Here is a 15,224-nt window from a genome sequence, read left to right as displayed (position 1 = left end):
CAAAAAGACAGCATTCGCATAAATGAGGAGATAAGATCTCCTCGTGTTCGGGTAATAGATATTGATGGATCGCAGCTCGGTATTTATACTGTTCGAGATGCGTTAAGATTAGCTGATGAAAGAGGTTCTGATTTAGTCGAGATTGCTCCTCAAGCTGTGCCGCCTGTTTGTAAAATAATAAATTATGGTAAGTTTAGGTTTGAGCAGCAAAAAAGAGATAAGATCCAGAAAAAAAATCAAGTGGTTTCACTGCTTAAAGAAATCAGGCTTCATCCAAATACTGATGTTCATGATTTTGACTTTAAAGTAAAACATGCAATTAATTTTCTTGAAGAAGGAAACAAAGTTAAAGTTGTTGTTATCTTTAAAGGTCGTGAAATGGCTTACCAGGAAAAAGGTAAGGAATTATTGGATCGCTTTATAGAAAGAACCAAAGAAGCTTCAAAAGTTGAAGTTGAACCTAAAATGGAAGGCAGGAGCATGGGATTGCTTCTTGTTCCAATTGGAAAGATTAAATCTAAAAAAGTTCAAAATAAAATAGGATAGAATATGCCAAAGATGAAGAGCAACAGTGGTGCAGGTAAAACATTTAGAAAAACTGCATCAGGAAAATTTAAAAGGAAAAAAGCTTACAAAAGCCACATCCTTTCTTCTAAATCAACTAAACGAAAAAGAAATCTTCGACAGGCTACTTTAGTATCTAAAGCTGAAGAGAAACGTGTCGAAAGAATGTTACAATAAGGAAAGAGGATAGATAAATGCCAAGATCAAAAAACAAAGTTGCGTCTCACAGAAAACGTAAGAATATATTAAAACTTGCCAAAGGCTATTGGGGTGCAAGGAAAAATGTATTTACGATTGCTAAAAATCATGTCGAAAAAGCTCTAACCCATGCTTACCGTGATCGTAAATTAAAGAAAAGAACTTTCAGACAGTTGTGGATTGTCAGGATAAATGCTGCTGCTCGCTTAAATGGAACTACTTATTCTAAATTGATTCATGCAATGGATCAAAAGGGAATTGACGTGAACCGTAAAGTGCTTGCAAGCATCGCTGCCGAAAATCCCGGCTCCTTTGCTGAATTAGTTAAGTTTTCTTTAAACTAATTTTTACCCTCCTCGTTTTCATTGCAGAATGAGGAGGGCATTTCTTTAAACTTATGTGATATGAAGAATAAAATTACATCTCTCCTCAATCAATTTGACGAAGATACTTCCGCCATTAAAGACCTTAAACACCTCGAAGAAATAAAAATAAAATATCTAAGCCGCAGCGGATTAGTTTCAAATTTATTTAATGAATTAAAAACTATTTCTAAAGAAGAAAAACCTGAAGCGGGTAAATTACTTAACGAACTTAGAAACAAAGTTGAAGTTTCCTTATCAAGCTTAAAAAATAATCTCGAATCAAAAACTGAAAGCATTTCGGAGAAAATTGATCTTACTCTTCCCGGCAAGAATAGAATCATCGGCAGTAAACATTTACTTACTCAAACTCTCGATGAAATAAAATCTATTTTCAAAAGTATTGGATTTTCTGTTTTTGAAGGTCCTGAATTAGAATCAGATTACTACAATTTTGAAGCATTAAATTTTCCTTTCGATCATCCGGCAAGGGATATGCAGGACACATTCTTTTTAAGCAAAGATTATTTGCTTCGCACTCACACATCGCCTGTACAGATACGTGTTATGGAATCTATGCAGCCCCCCGTAAGAGCAATTATGCCGGGAAGGGTCTATCGCAATGAAGCTGTCAGCGCAAGAAGCTATTGCATGTTTCATCAGGTGGAAGGATTGTATGTTGATACAAATGTTACTTTTGCTGAATTGAAAGGCACGCTCGTCGCATTCGCAAAACAGTTTTACGGTGAAGATTTAAAGTATCGTTTCAGACCGAGCTTTTTTCCTTTCACCGAACCAAGTGCTGAGATGGATATTACATGTTATTTATGTAATGGGCATGGGTGTAAGATTTGTAAGAACAGTGGCTGGTTAGAAATATTAGGCTGCGGAATGGTTGATCCGAATGTATTTAAACACGTTGGTTATGATCCCGAAAAATATTCCGGTTATGCCTTTGGAATGGGTATCGAAAGAACAGCATTATTGAAATATGGCATTTCCGATATAAGAATATTTTTTGAAAATGACATCAGATTTCTAAAACAATTTTAATTGAGAATTAAGAATTGAAAATATCTTTAAATTGGCTCGCTGATTACATTGACCTCAAAGGTATTCCTGTTGATCAAATTATTAGTACCTTAAATATGTCCGGTCTCGAAGTTGAGGACGTTATAAATGAAAGAGAAATATATAAAGATTTTATTGTTGCTTCGGTACTTGAAAAGACAAAGCACCCGAATGCAGACAAGCTTTCATTATGCAAGGTAAGCGATGGAAAAAATATTCTTCAGGTTGTCTGCGGCGCTCCAAATGTTGAAGCTGATCAAAAAATAGTTTTCGCACCCATCGGAACTATAATTCCAAACGGTGGATACAAAATCTCTAAAGCAAAGTTAAGAGGTGTTGAGTCCTTCGGAATGATTTGCTCGGAGAATGAGCTTCTAATCAGTAATGATCATTCCGGCATAATGGTTCTTGATAATTCAGTTAAAGAAGGAACTCCAATCTCTGATGCTCTTGGGCTGAATGATGTGATACTTGATATTGCAATCACACCCAACCGTCCGGATGCACTTTCTCATATCGGGGTAGCTCGCGACCTTGCTGCTTTGTTCAATCTTGAATTAAAAATTCCTTCAATAAAATTAAATGAATCAACAAAAGAATCATCTTCTGTTGCCGAAATAATTATTGAGGATCAGAAGAACTGTCCCCGATATTCCTCACGAATCGTACTTAACGTTGATGTCAAAGATTCACCGGAATGGTTAAAAAACAGATTAACAAAGATTGGTTTGCGCCCGATAAACAATATAGTTGATGTGACTAATTTTGTGATGTATGAATGCGGGCAGCCACTGCATGCTTTTGATCTTGACAGGCTCGAAGGGAAAAAAATCATTGTTAGAAGTACTGAAGCAAAATCAAAATTTATTACGCTTGATTCGAAAGAACGCGATCTGCCGGAAAATACTTTATTAATCTGCGACGCAGCAAAACCAATCGCTATAGCGGGAGTTATGGGAGGGGAGAATTCTGAAATTAACTCAGCTACTAAAAATATTCTTATCGAAAGTGCATACTTTAATCCTTCGAGTATTCGAAGAACTTCACGCCTGCTCGGTTTAAGTACCGATGCATCGTACCGATTCGAAAGAACGACTAATTTTGACCAAACAGTTTGGGCTTCAGAACGAGCAGTTCAACTCATTTCTGAAATTAGCGGCGGCGAACTTCTTAATCATTCAATTGATATCTATCCGGTAAATATCCCGCTTAAACAAGTTACACTAAGATTTAGTCAGGTTAAAAGAATACTTGGATTTGATATTGCTTCGAAAAGAATTACCGAAATTGTTCTAAATCTCGGATTTAAAATATTGAATGAGAATAATGATTCACTTCAGTTGATTGTTCCTGCTTTCCGTCCCGATATCGAAAGGGAGATTGATGTAATTGAAGAGATTGCAAGAATTAATGGTTACGATAACATCCCAACTGAAACTAAAATATCTTTTTCTTTCAAAAAAAATATTGACCAGACAGCTTTCGCTGATTCAATCAGAAATGTATGTACTTCTTTAGGATTATTCGAGATGATAAATAATCCTTTGCAAAGCGAAAAAGTCGCAAGCATAACCGGTCAAAAAATTAAAGTGTTAAATCCCCAAAATCTTGACATGGAATTTTTAAGAACATCGCTATTACCGGGTGCTCTAACTATAGTCGGGAAGAATAATAATCTGGGCGAAAAGGACTTAGCGGTATTCGAGATTGGCGATGTATTTAATTTAGGTGAAGGTAAAAATTCTATAAATAGTTTTGAAGATTTTACAGAATCACAGAGGCTGCTAATTTTATTATCCGGCAGAAACAGTTTGAAAGAGTGGTATTCAGATGAAGATTTCTTCGATATTTATTCACTTAAAGGAGTAGTTGATAGTTTTTTAGTTAAATTTTCACTTGACAATGTTTTAAATGATGTTTATTATGCGATTGGAAATGAAATCTTTGATTTGTTCATTGGCAAAACGATACTGAATAATCAGATTGGCTCCGGTGGAAGAGTGAGAAAAAGTATTTTAAAGCAATTTGGTATTGCTCAAAATGTATTTGCTTTTGAATTCGATATAAAGCAATTGAAGCTTGCCAAAGCAGATACTAAAAAATATTCTGAGCCGTTGAAGTATCCAAAAGTTGTTAGAGATTTTGCTTTTATTTTAGATGATTCTATTACTTATGAACAGTTAAGAAAGTTCATTCAGTCAAAGAGTTCTGAGCTGTTAAAGTCAGTAAAATTATTTGATGTATTCTCTAATAAAAGCTTAGGTGAAAATAGAAAATCCCTGGCTGTTCAACTTGAATATTACAGCGGTGAACGGACGCTGACAGATGAAGAAGTAGAGAAAGAATGGTCGCAATTAATAAATTTGATTCAAAAAGAATTTAGAGCACAATTAAGAGGAATCTAATTTGGTGGATTTGACAAAATACGATATGATTTTAAGCGACTTAAATTTTATTGAGAGTCAAGCCTCTTCAGTAAAAGATAAGTTCGAAGAGTTGAAAAATCGGAATAATGAACTTGAGGATATTGTTTTTCTTTTAAAAAAAGAAAAAAACCTTTTGAACCAGAGGATTGCTCAATTGGAAAGCCAGCTTGAACAAAAGCCGGAAGTTGAAGAAAACTCTGACAAATTAAATCTAAATGTAGAGGAGAAAGAAATCTTAAAGAATAAAATTAAACAACTGATTACTAAAATTGATTATCACTTAAGTTCTTAAAAAAATGTTCGTAAGATGGAATTGGTATAAATGACGGATAAAAAGAAGCTCAAAATAAAAATTTTCGATAAAGAATATTCTCTTTTGGTTGAAGACGAGGAGATAGCTAAAGAACTCGCGATTTATGTTAATAAGGTTATGGATGAAACTAAAGATGAACTGCCTGATCAACCTCCTCAGACGATTGCTATAATAGCATGTCTGAATATTGCTTATGATTTGTTCATTGAGAAAAATAAAAACAGAGAATTTTTGATACAAGCATCCGATAAAATTAAAAAAATAAAGCTTCTCTTTTCTGAACAAGATCTGCCTACTCCATCCTAAATAAATAATATTACGCTCTGTCAGTCTGTTCTAAATAGGAAAACTAACTCTTATCTAGAAGGGAGCATTACTTTCAACGCCTATTGCAGGCCTCACTCCGCTTGCGGAGATTTCGCTTCGGCGAAACGGTGGAAGCAAAAAACGTTCAGGATATTCCCGCATTGACTAAATAAGGTTTTCCTTATTTCTCATGGGCTGACAGATGCGTTTAATAATTCCTTAAAAATATAAACGGAGGAAAAATGCAACTGGAACTACTTGTTATTATTCCAGTACTTATCGCTCTGATGGTATTGTTCTTTTTTATTGGATGGATATTTAATAATAAAGTTGGAAAGAAAAGTATTAGTTCGGCTGAAGAGAGAGCCAAACAAATAATTGCTGATGCACAAAAAGAAGCAAACAATATTAAAAGAGAAAAATTACTCGAAGTAAAAGACGAATGGTATAAAAAGAAAATTGAATTCGATTCCGAGATTAACCAGAAACGACAGAAAATTTCTGCTCTCGAAAAACAAATCAGCTCCCGCGAAGAAAATGTAGAGAAGAAATTTGATCTTTCCTTGAAGAAAGAAAAAGAATTAAAATTTGTCGAAAGAGACTTAATTGAGGCTAAGAAAAAACTTGATCAGCGGACAAAAGATGTTCAGAAATTAGAATCTGAGCAAAATGAACGACTTGAGAAACTTTCAGGATTAACCACTGAGGACGCAAGAAAAATGCTCATGGAGAATTTGGTTAATCAAGCTAAAATTGATGCTTCTGTGATGATTAAAGAGATTCATGAGAAATCTAAAATTGATGCTAAAAAAGAAGCACAGAAAATTATTGTACAGGCAATTCAAAGAACTGCTGCCGATCATTCAATCGAATCTACCGTGTCTGTTGTGCAGATACAGAATGATGAGATGAAGGGACGAATTATCGGTAAGGAGGGTAGAAACATCCGTGCATTCGAAAGTGCCACGGGCGTGGACGTAATAGTTGATGATACTCCCGAAGCAGTCATTCTTTCTTCCTTCGATCAATTTCGCCGTGAGGTTGCAAGGGTTTCTCTTGAACGATTAATTACAGATGGCAGGATTCATCCCGCCAGAATTGAAGAGGTAGTGGAAAAAGTTCGTATCGAACTTGAAGAAGAAATGATACGTGACGGTGAAAACACAATTATGCAGCTTGGAATTCATAACATGCATTCTGAATTAGTTAAGCATATTGGAAAAATGAGATACCGTTCAAGCTATGGACAAAACCTTTTGCAGCACAGTGTCGAAGTAGCATACTTAACCGGTATTATGGCTGCTGAACTTGGCTTTGATATTAATCTTGCTAAAAGAGCAGGCTTGCTTCACGATATTGGAAAAACTCTTGACAAAAGTCTTGAAGGTCCTCATGCCTTACTTGGTTACGATATGACTAAAAAATTCAAAGAACATCCAATAGTTGTTAACGCAGTAGGATCTCACCACGATGATATCGAGATGGAGCATCCGATTTCAGCCCTTGTACAGTCGGCTGATGCAATAAGTGGTGCACGCCCTGGCGCAAGGAGAGAGCCTCTAGAAAGCTATGTTAAACGTTTAGAAAATCTTGAAGCACTTGCCAAAACTTTTGACGGCGTTGCAAAAACTTATGCAATACAAGCCGGCAGGGAAGTTAGAGTTGTTGTTGAACACGAAAAAATTGATGACGTTATTGCCGAGAAATTGGCTCATGATATAGCTGCAAAAATAGAATCAGAAATGGAATATCCGGGTCAGATTAAAGTCACTGTAATCCGTGAAGTTAGAAAAATTAGTTATGCAAATTAATTTTTCAGCTTGTTGATGCTTAATATTACGTTCGAAAGCATTCACCTTTTAACGTGAATGACAATATAAGCTCTTAAAATTCATTTTACGTAACTTAAGTCATTAACTTATATTACGCATAAATTGAATTTTCATGAATCATCCTTAGTGAAACTTGATGATTTGTGGCTTAATTTTTTACTTATTCTTTTACCAAAAAGTCATAAAGACACTAAGAAATTACAAAGTGAGTAATGTCAGTTATTAATAAAATTTTTAGTTTTTGATGTTTAATTTTTTTTATCAATTTTAAATTGAAATATGAAAAACAATAGATACAAAATCGGCATAACCGGAAGTATTGGCTCCGGTAAATCTCTTTTTTGCAAATTTCTTGAAGCAATGAATTATTCTGTAATTTATGCTGATGATGTTGCCAAGCAGTTGTACATTAATAATGTAATTGTCAAAAAAGGAATTCTAAAAATTTTTGGGAAAGAAGTTTTTTACGGAAAAGAATTAAATACAAAGCTGCTTGCTGAAAAAATATTTAACGATGAGAAAAAATTAATCGAGTTAGACTCAATTGTCCATCCGGTTGTTATGGAAGAGATTGATAAGAAGATAGAAATAATATTTCGCGCTAAAAGAATTGTGTTTGTGGAAGCTGCTTTGATTTATGAAGCAGGCTTTGAAGAATACTTTGATTATATCGCATTAATCTCTGCGCCAAGAGAATTAAGACTTCAACGAAAAATTTCTTCTTTATCGTTAACCGAACATGATTTTATTCGCAGAGAAAAATTTCAAATTCCTGATGAGGAGAAAAGGAAACGCGCAGATTTTACTTTTATTAATGATAATTCTCCTTCAGAATTAAAAAGTAAAGTAGATATTTTTATCAACCTCCTAAGTGGATTAGTCAAAAAGTGAATTGAGCGGAATTTCATTCCAATTTATAAACGAAGCTAATACCAGGATTGCAGCCTTAAAATATTTTAGCAAAAATAATTGCTTCATTACATAACCTACCTTCCAGAAAGTAATTCTTTCATCAAAGAAAAAAATCAGTCTCCCAAAATTGAAACTGTTCAATTCGGTACAAACTCTTTTTATATATTTTTTATGTGGGTTTTCACGCAATTCTTCATCAACAAATATTAAGTATGATCTTAATAAATTTAATGCTCTAAATTCTGCTTATCTATTAGCGGACTCCTATCCTGTTGGCAAAACAATCAAAACTATTTAAGTTTGATAAGTAATTTTAAAATTCCTTATCATCAACCAGGAGAAATTTGTGTCAGTCTTCAATCATATAATAGTCAAAGCCACCGAATTATTACCCAAATCAATTGTAGGATATTTTGCGAAAAAATACATTGCAGGGGAATCGTTGGAACAGGCAGTTACACTCGTTAAGTTGCTTAACAGCAAAAATATTTTTACTACAATGGATGTTTTGGGGGAGTCAATAAAAAATAAAGATGAAGCTATCGCAGCGAAGAACGAAGCATTAAAAGTTCTTGATGCAATCCAAAAAAATAATCTGAAATCAAATCTTTCAATAAAACCTACTCAAATGGGATTGAGCATATCTGAGGATTTTGCATATTCGCAAGTGGAAGAATTAGTCGTTAAAGCCAAAGGAATGGGGAGTTTCGTACGAATAGATATGGAAGATTCATCCACTACCGATACAACAATCAATTTGTTCAAAAGATTAAATCAAAAATATGATAACGTTGGCATTGTGATTCAATCTTATTTGATGCGCAGCATGAATGATATTCGTGAATTGAATAAGCTTGGAACTGACTACAGATTATGTAAAGGTATTTATATCGAATCTCCGGCTATTGCATACAAGGATAAGCAAAAGGTGCGTGAAAACTATCTTGACCTTTTAAAGCTCATTCTTAAAGATGGTAACTATGTTGGTATAGCGACACATGATGATTATCTCGTAGAACATGCTTACCAATTAATTAAAGAGATGAATATTCCAAAAGATAAATTTGAGTTTCAGATGCTTCTCGGTGTAAAAGAAAATCTGCGGGATAAAATTAATAATGATGGCTTCAAAATTAGAATTTATGTTCCGTTTGGAAAAGACTGGTACGCTTACTCGATAAGAAGGATGAAGGAAAATCCTCACATCGCCGGACAAATCTTCAAAAGTATTTTTCATCTTTCCTAAATGAATGTTCTCGGAATAGAATCATCGTGTGATGAAACATCTGTTTCAATACTATCTGATGGAATTATTACATCGAATTTAATCTCTTCTCAGGATTTTCATTCAAAATATGGGGGGGTTGTTCCTGAGTTGTCCAGCCGGGCACATCTTCAAATTATTGTACCTTTATTGAGGCAGGCTTTGGCTAAAGCATCATTAGCGTTAAAAGATATTGATTTAATATGCGCTACAGCAGGTCCTGGATTAATTGGAGCTTTGCTTGTTGGATTGACTTTCGCTAAAGGTTTAGCCTATGCGCTCAACAAACCATTCGTTCCTGTCAATCACATCGAAGGTCATATTTATTCTGGTTTTTTAATGGAAGAGAAACCGAAATTTCCAATGCTGACTTTAGTTGTATCGGGGGGGCATACTTTGCTGTTAAAGGTTGATAGCTTTATAAGAATTACCAAACTTGGCGAAACCGCTGATGATGCTGCTGGAGAAGCATTTGATAAAGTTGCAAAAATGTTAGGCTTGCCTTATCCCGGTGGTCCGGCAATTCAAAGGCTGTCAGAGAAATGCAAAAACCCAACTATTAAATTTCCAGTAGCAGAAATTTCATCTAATAAATTTGATTTTTCTTTCAGTGGATTAAAAACTTCTGTGCTTAGACACATTCAAAAAATAAAATCGGAATTTGGCAGTATGAGTCAAAAGGAAATTGAAAATATTGCAGCTTCCTTTCAACTTTCGGTGGTCAAATCTTTGCACAAAAGTATTCAACGAGCCTTGGATCAATTTGAATTTAATTCGATTAGTTTAGTTGGCGGCGTAGCTGCAAATAATGCAATTAGGCAGATGATAATTGATATTTCATCTCAATATAAAAAACAAGTTGTGATCCCTGATCTGGAATTTTGCGGTGATAATGCAGCGATGATTGCACAGCGGGGATTTCAGTTACATAAATCAGGAAAAGTTTATTCGCTTGAATTTAATGCCTATCCTTCTCTGAGTGAAAATTATTTTAATTCTATTTCTAAAGAAAATGATTGATAAGAAGAAGCTACAAAAAATTTTAATTGGTTTAAAACAATCCACCGAGCAAGAAAAACAAAATCTCCTTAAAGAGTTGAGAAATGATATTGATCTGATGGATCGAAACATTGCTACACAATTATCAGAGAGAATTAAATTAATTTTTCTGATTGGACAAATAAAAAAGGATCTCAATATTCAAACTTATTCGTCCAGGCGTGAACAGGAAATCTTGAAAAATGTAACTTCAATTTCAAATGAAACTGTACTCCAAAAATCAATTAAAAAAATTTATGTCAAAATTATTGAAGAATCCCGGCTCATTCAGAAGTCTGATATTGATCTGTCTTTCTTGTTTAAAGATAAAAATAAATCAGGTGTTAATCATTGAAAGCATATTTTAGCCGCCCACAATGGATTGCCTTATTTCTATTTTTCTTTGGTGTACTTTTTTTGTTGTATTATACTTTTTTTACAAGTAATCATTATCCTTTCGAATCGCCGATTCAATTTGAAATAAAGAATAACGAACCTCTCTCTAAAATTGCAGTAAACCTCGAAAATCAAAAAATAATTCCCAGCAGTTTTAACTTTAAGATTATAGCATTCATTTATGGCGCTGAAAAGAAAATCAAAGCAGCCCGGTATAAAATTCCAAACGATTTAAGTTATATTGAACTGCTTGATTTGTTCACGAAGGGAGATGCAGATTATTTAAGAGAGGTAAATATCATCCCCGGTAATACGGTTCAGTGGATTGCTTCAAGGTTGAAATGGAGCGTGTTTGTTGATTCTGCTGATTTTGTAAATAAAATGAAAAATGAATTATTCACGAAATCAGTTAGTGCTAATTCTAAAAGCCTTGAAGGATACCTGCTTCCGGGAAAATATTATTTTTATGAAAACAGCTCTCCCGGTGAAATTATCGAAGCAATGTTAGACTCATTCAAAACTTTCTGGAGTGATTCACTTGAGCAAAGATCGAAGGAATTGGGATTTACACAACATGAAATTCTCACTCTCGCTTCAATTGTGGATGGGGAAACGAATATAAAAAGTGAGATGCCCATTATTGCGGGAGTCTATTTGAACCGCTTGCGAATGGGAATGAAGCTTCAAGCTGATCCAACTGTTCAATATTTATTAAATGGAAATTGGAGAAGACTATTTAATAGTGATCTAAAAATAAATTCGCCTTACAACACTTATCTCTATGCTGGATTGCCTCCCGGACCAATTAATAATCCCGGCAAAGATGCTATTCTTTCCTGCTTATTTCCTGATAAGCATAATTATCTTTATTTTGTAGCGGATACTAAAGGCGGTCACGCATTCTCAAAAACTTTCAATGAACATTTGAAGAAAGTAAATAATTATCGTCAATGGTTAAAAAAGAATTCAAAATAGTTTTTTCATTTTTATTTATAATTATAGTGATTGCATTTATCGGTTGTGCAAACCAGCTGCCTCCGGGAGGGGGAGAGATTGATACTACTCCTCCAATAGTTGTTGAAACATATCCCCTAAATGGAGCTACAAATTTTATGGATGATTATATCGAGCTTTCATTTTCGGAGTATATTGATAAACGATCATTGAGTGATGCTTTATTTATTTCACCATCCTTCGATGGTGTTCCGGAGTTCGACTGGAGCGGCACCTCTGTAAGAATTTACTTTCCGGAAAAATTAAATGACAGCATCACTTACGTTTTTAATGTTGGTACTGATGTAATTGATTACAATAATAAGAATAGAATGGACTCGGCATTCGTTTTAACTTTCTCGACAGGCGATAAAATTGATAAAGGAAAAATTGAAGGTAAAATATATTCGGACAAACCCGATGGGAATATGATTTTTGGGTATAAAGTGAAATCTGATTTGGATACACTATTGATCAGAAAACCGGATTACATTTCTCAATCAGGTAAAGATGGCTTTTATTCATTAAGCGGATTATCAAAAGGAGTTTATCGTGTTTATGCTGTAGCTGATGAATTCAAAGATCTCATCTTTCAGCCTGAGCAGGATAAAATTGGGATGCCATTTAAAGACATAGTCCTTTCTGATGAGGATACACTTGTTTCAAATTTTAATTTTTTACTTTCTGAGTATGACACCATCCCCCCTCGAATTTTTTCTGCTACTTTTACTGATCGTCATCATATAATTGTAAAATTCAGTGAGCCAATTGATTCCTCATTAATAATTGCTTCGAACTTCAAGGTAGTGGATTCAACATCTCATTTGATCATTACTCCACTCTACGCATTTAAAGGTAATACAAAGATTGATGAAATAACTCTCGCTACAAAAGATACTTTGTCAATAACATCATCAGCGTTCCTTCTAATTGATACATTAAAAGATAAAAATGGAAATTTATTTTTTCAAGACTTTACCGCTTTAACAATTTCCGACAAACCTGATACAAACAAGCTTTCAGTTTTTAAAGCTATTCCTGATAAAAATTACAACAAAGTGGATTTTACCACTCATGATTTCTTTCTTTTTTTTGATGACGCTTTTGATAAAAGCCAGGCTTCCGATGCCATTTCATTTGTTGATACTTCTGGAAATAAATTTCAGTTAGAGTTGAATTTTATTGATGATGCAACCCTCAGGATTTCGCTTCAAAAAAATCTCCTGCCCAAAAACAAATATTTTCTAAAAATTGATTTATCACAATTTATAGATGTAGAAGGAAATAAAACTGATACAGTGATTACATATTCATATTCTACAATTACGGGACTTGATTTTACAGGAGTCAGCGGTAAACTTATCGGGGTGGATGTTTCTTTGAACCCGATTTTAGTTTTACAAGAAGATAATAAAAGCCTAATTTATTATACTAATCCGGATGAGCTAATGAATTTTAATTTTCAAAGAATTGAACCCGGGCATTATTCTTTGTGGTGTTTTCTTGATGAAGATGGCAGCGGAAATTACTCTTTTGGTTTACCTGATCCAATCAAACATGCCGAAAGATTTTCATATTACTTTGACAAGCTTACACTTAAAGCACGCTGGTCGCTAACGGATATCAATTTTATTTTTAAATGATAATCATTTATCTGATTGATAAATTACATTTCCATTTTTGATGGTCATACAGCAAAGATTTGAGCCGATATTGTAAATTAAATCTTCATAAGTATCAGTATTGAAGAGAGCAAAGTCCGCTGATTTACCAATTTCGATACTGCCTGTTTTCTGTTCTACACACAATGATTTCGCTGCGTTGATTGTATAAGCCGAAATGATTTCTTCTGAACTCATCTTCATTTTAATTGCTGCTAAACTCATAATCAAACTGATATTTAAGATATGCGAAGAACCCGGGTTGTAATTTGTGGCGAGTGCTAAGATTGCATTTCCGTCAATTAATTTTCTTGCCGGTGCATATTGATAATCGAGAGAGAATGATACACCCGGTAGTAGATCACAAACAATGTTAGAATTACAAAGTGATTGAATATCAGCATCAACTAAAACTTCAAGATGATCAACGCTGACTGCATTATTTTTTAATGCGACTGCAACCCCTCCGATATTGTTAAATTGTTCGGTGTGTAATTTCAACTTTAATCCATGTCTTGTCGCAGCATGGAAAATCATTTCAGTTTCTTCAGCCGAAAATGCTGCTGATTCGCAGAAAGCATCGCAAAAAATTGCAAGGTTGTTTTTAGCAATAAAAGGAATCATTTTCTCAATGACTAATTCAATATAATTTTCTCTTTCAGATTTGAATTCCAGGGGAATTGTATGGGCACCAAGAAAGGTTGGAATTAAATCAATATTGGATTCTTCATTTGATATATTAATAACTTCGAGGAGTTTAATTTCGTTGTCAAAGTCTAAGCCATATCCGCTTTTAATTTCGAGAGTAGTAACTCCCTGCGAAATAAATCTATTTATTCTATTCCTGGTTAGGTTAATTAATTCCGGAATGGAACTTTTTCGAAGGGCATTTACAGTTTTAAGAATGCCTCCACCTTGTTTTGCAATTCCCTCATAACTAACTCCTTTTAATTTCATATTGAATTCATCTGCTCTCGAACCTGCAAAGACACTGTGAGTGTGACATTCAACTAACCCCGGAAGAATTATTTTGTTTGCGACATCAATTTTTTGATCGTAAGCCTGCTTAAAAACAGATGAATCGGGGATCAAATCTAGAATGATATCATCCTCAATTAAAATAGAGTGATCATAAACCAGGCCGAGATTGTTCATTTCAGAGCCTCGTTTATAATTCTTGCCATTGGTGCTTACAGAAACAATTTGGGCAGGATTACTAAGAAGAGTTCTCATCTATTTAAACAGGTTAATAGTCTCATTCACTGATCTTGCTTCTGAATAGCCGAGCTGCTTCAACTTAAAACTCAAGTTATCTGCATCAGCAGAATTCGTAAAATCGCCAATTTGAACTTTATAAAAAGGAGGGTCAAAAATTACATAAACATCTTTTTGATCGGTGCCAAAATAAATTTTAGACCTCATCTGATTGGCTTCATCAAGATCGTCTGTAGATAAAACTTGAACACGATAACCACTTGTTGTTCCAGAGATGGTTTTTTCTTTATTTAAGTTATGTGTATCAGCATTAAACTCAAACCAAATTTCTGAGCTGGTTTTTTTAGTCGTGATTTCTGGTTCAGGCAATTTAAAGGGAGGTCGGTATTTGGAAAAATCGAAATCTTCCACGAAATTATTTTCTTTCGGATTTGATTCTTCCTCAGAATCTTTAGAAGTAATTTTAAACCTGTCTGAAGTTGAAGCACTGCAGCTAATTAAGAAAAGAGCAGCAGGAATTAATAGAGCGATTTTAGTGGCAGAAAAAATTTTCATTTCTATCTAATTTATTTTTTCAAATATAAAGCAAATAGCTGAATAAGTAAAGTAAAGTCTAATTCTCCTTCATAACAAGAATAGATTAAATCTTAAATAGAGTAAATTTTTGGGAAAG

The 15,224-nt window shown here is 34.1% G+C and carries 16 protein-coding genes; 14 read left to right on the top strand and 2 right to left on the bottom strand.

The features are described 5' to 3' along the window. The first annotated feature begins 18 nt into the window (after positions 1-18). The 14 genes from IPH11_00585 (at position 19) to IPH11_00520 (ending at position 13,318) form a co-directional block, all read left to right on the top strand. Positions 19-546 carry a translation initiation factor IF-3 gene (locus IPH11_00585; GenBank protein MBK6912237.1) on the top strand — a complete coding sequence of 176 codons (528 nt, stop codon included), beginning with the start codon at positions 19-21 and terminating at the stop codon, positions 544-546. Between the two features lie 3 nt (positions 547-549). After that, positions 550-741: a 50S ribosomal protein L35 gene (rpmI, locus tag IPH11_00580; GenBank protein MBK6912236.1), complete on the top strand. Its 192-nt coding sequence runs from the start codon at positions 550-552 to the stop codon at positions 739-741. Between the two features lie 17 nt (positions 742-758). Then, on the top strand, positions 759-1,106 hold the full coding sequence (gene rplT / locus IPH11_00575; protein ID MBK6912235.1) for a 50S ribosomal protein L20: 348 nt from the start codon (positions 759-761) through the stop codon (positions 1,104-1,106). 60 nt (positions 1,107-1,166) lie between these two features. Beyond that, positions 1,167-2,177, top strand: coding sequence for a phenylalanine--tRNA ligase subunit alpha (pheS, locus tag IPH11_00570; protein ID MBK6912234.1), 1,011 nt, complete (start codon positions 1,167-1,169; stop codon positions 2,175-2,177). Between the two features lie 14 nt (positions 2,178-2,191). Next, complete coding sequence (locus tag IPH11_00565) at positions 2,192-4,600, top strand: phenylalanine--tRNA ligase subunit beta (protein MBK6912233.1); 2,409 nt, start codon at positions 2,192-2,194, stop codon at positions 4,598-4,600. A gap of 4 nt (positions 4,601-4,604) precedes the next feature. Beyond that, positions 4,605-4,913 (top strand): hypothetical protein, encoded by a 309-nt coding sequence (locus IPH11_00560; protein ID MBK6912232.1) that lies wholly within the window; start codon positions 4,605-4,607, stop codon positions 4,911-4,913. A gap of 30 nt (positions 4,914-4,943) precedes the next feature. Beyond that, the gene (locus IPH11_00555; GenBank protein MBK6912231.1) at positions 4,944-5,240 is read left to right on the top strand and encodes a cell division protein ZapA; all 297 of its coding nucleotides are present in this window, start codon (positions 4,944-4,946) and stop codon (positions 5,238-5,240) included. Positions 5,241-5,482: 242 nt separating this feature from the next. Beyond that, entirely contained in the window at positions 5,483-7,051 is a 1,569-nt protein-coding gene (gene rny / locus IPH11_00550) for a ribonuclease Y (GenBank protein ID MBK6912230.1), read from the top strand. Positions 7,052-7,351: 300 nt separating this feature from the next. Then, complete coding sequence (locus IPH11_00545; protein ID MBK6912229.1) at positions 7,352-7,963, top strand: dephospho-CoA kinase; 612 nt, start codon at positions 7,352-7,354, stop codon at positions 7,961-7,963. Positions 7,964-8,330: 367 nt separating this feature from the next. After that, complete coding sequence (locus IPH11_00540; GenBank protein ID MBK6912228.1) at positions 8,331-9,230, top strand: proline dehydrogenase family protein; 900 nt, start codon at positions 8,331-8,333, stop codon at positions 9,228-9,230. Then, a complete protein-coding gene (gene tsaD, locus IPH11_00535) occupies positions 9,231-10,268 on the top strand; it encodes a tRNA (adenosine(37)-N6)-threonylcarbamoyltransferase complex transferase subunit TsaD (GenBank protein MBK6912227.1) in 1,038 nt (345 codons plus the stop codon). It begins immediately after the preceding gene. Then, entirely contained in the window at positions 10,261-10,641 is a 381-nt protein-coding gene (locus IPH11_00530) for a chorismate mutase (protein ID MBK6912226.1), read from the top strand. The genes tsaD and IPH11_00530 overlap by 8 nt, the downstream gene beginning before the upstream one ends. Then, on the top strand, positions 10,638-11,657 hold the full coding sequence (gene mltG, locus IPH11_00525; GenBank protein ID MBK6912225.1) for an endolytic transglycosylase MltG: 1,020 nt from the start codon (positions 10,638-10,640) through the stop codon (positions 11,655-11,657). The genes IPH11_00530 and mltG overlap by 4 nt, the downstream gene beginning before the upstream one ends. Further along, on the top strand, positions 11,633-13,318 hold the full coding sequence (locus IPH11_00520) for an Ig-like domain-containing protein (protein MBK6912224.1): 1,686 nt from the start codon (positions 11,633-11,635) through the stop codon (positions 13,316-13,318). The genes mltG and IPH11_00520 overlap by 25 nt, the downstream gene beginning before the upstream one ends. Before the next feature lie 3 nt (positions 13,319-13,321). On the opposite strand, the gene IPH11_00515 is transcribed toward IPH11_00520, so the two are convergent. Both IPH11_00515 and IPH11_00510 read right to left on the bottom strand, forming a co-directional pair. Beyond that, the gene (locus tag IPH11_00515) at positions 13,322-14,569 is read right to left on the bottom strand and encodes an imidazolonepropionase (protein MBK6912223.1); all 1,248 of its coding nucleotides are present in this window, start codon (positions 14,567-14,569) and stop codon (positions 13,322-13,324) included. Next, positions 14,570-15,106: an SPOR domain-containing protein gene (locus IPH11_00510; protein MBK6912222.1), complete on the bottom strand. Its 537-nt coding sequence runs from the start codon at positions 15,104-15,106 to the stop codon at positions 14,570-14,572. Positions 15,107-15,224 lie beyond the last annotated feature (118 nt).

The organism is Ignavibacteriales bacterium, from assembly GCA_016709155.1.
Taxonomy (GTDB): Bacteria; Bacteroidota; Ignavibacteria; order Ignavibacteriales; family Ignavibacteriaceae; genus JADJEI01.
Note: the sequence above shows the minus strand (reverse complement) of the source record. Positions and strands in the feature narration are given on the sequence as shown.

Coding starts and splice junctions, on each gene's coding strand:
- rpmI (MBK6912236.1), top strand. CDS start 550: ATGCCAAAGATGAAGAGCAACAGTGGTGCAGGTAAAACATTTAGAAAA.
- IPH11_00515 (MBK6912223.1), bottom strand. CDS start 14,569: ATGAGAACTCTTCTTAGTAATCCTGCCCAAATTGTTTCTGTAAGCACC.
- IPH11_00530 (MBK6912226.1), top strand. CDS start 10,261: ATGATTGATAAGAAGAAGCTACAAAAAATTTTAATTGGTTTAAAACAA.
- IPH11_00545 (MBK6912229.1), top strand. CDS start 7,352: ATGAAAAACAATAGATACAAAATCGGCATAACCGGAAGTATTGGCTCC.
- IPH11_00510 (MBK6912222.1), bottom strand. CDS start 15,106: ATGAAAATTTTTTCTGCCACTAAAATCGCTCTATTAATTCCTGCTGCT.
- tsaD (MBK6912227.1), top strand. CDS start 9,231: ATGAATGTTCTCGGAATAGAATCATCGTGTGATGAAACATCTGTTTCA.
- pheS (MBK6912234.1), top strand. CDS start 1,167: ATGAAGAATAAAATTACATCTCTCCTCAATCAATTTGACGAAGATACT.
- IPH11_00520 (MBK6912224.1), top strand. CDS start 11,633: ATGGTTAAAAAAGAATTCAAAATAGTTTTTTCATTTTTATTTATAATT.
- rplT (MBK6912235.1), top strand. CDS start 759: ATGCCAAGATCAAAAAACAAAGTTGCGTCTCACAGAAAACGTAAGAAT.
- rny (MBK6912230.1), top strand. CDS start 5,483: ATGCAACTGGAACTACTTGTTATTATTCCAGTACTTATCGCTCTGATG.
- IPH11_00555 (MBK6912231.1), top strand. CDS start 4,944: ATGACGGATAAAAAGAAGCTCAAAATAAAAATTTTCGATAAAGAATAT.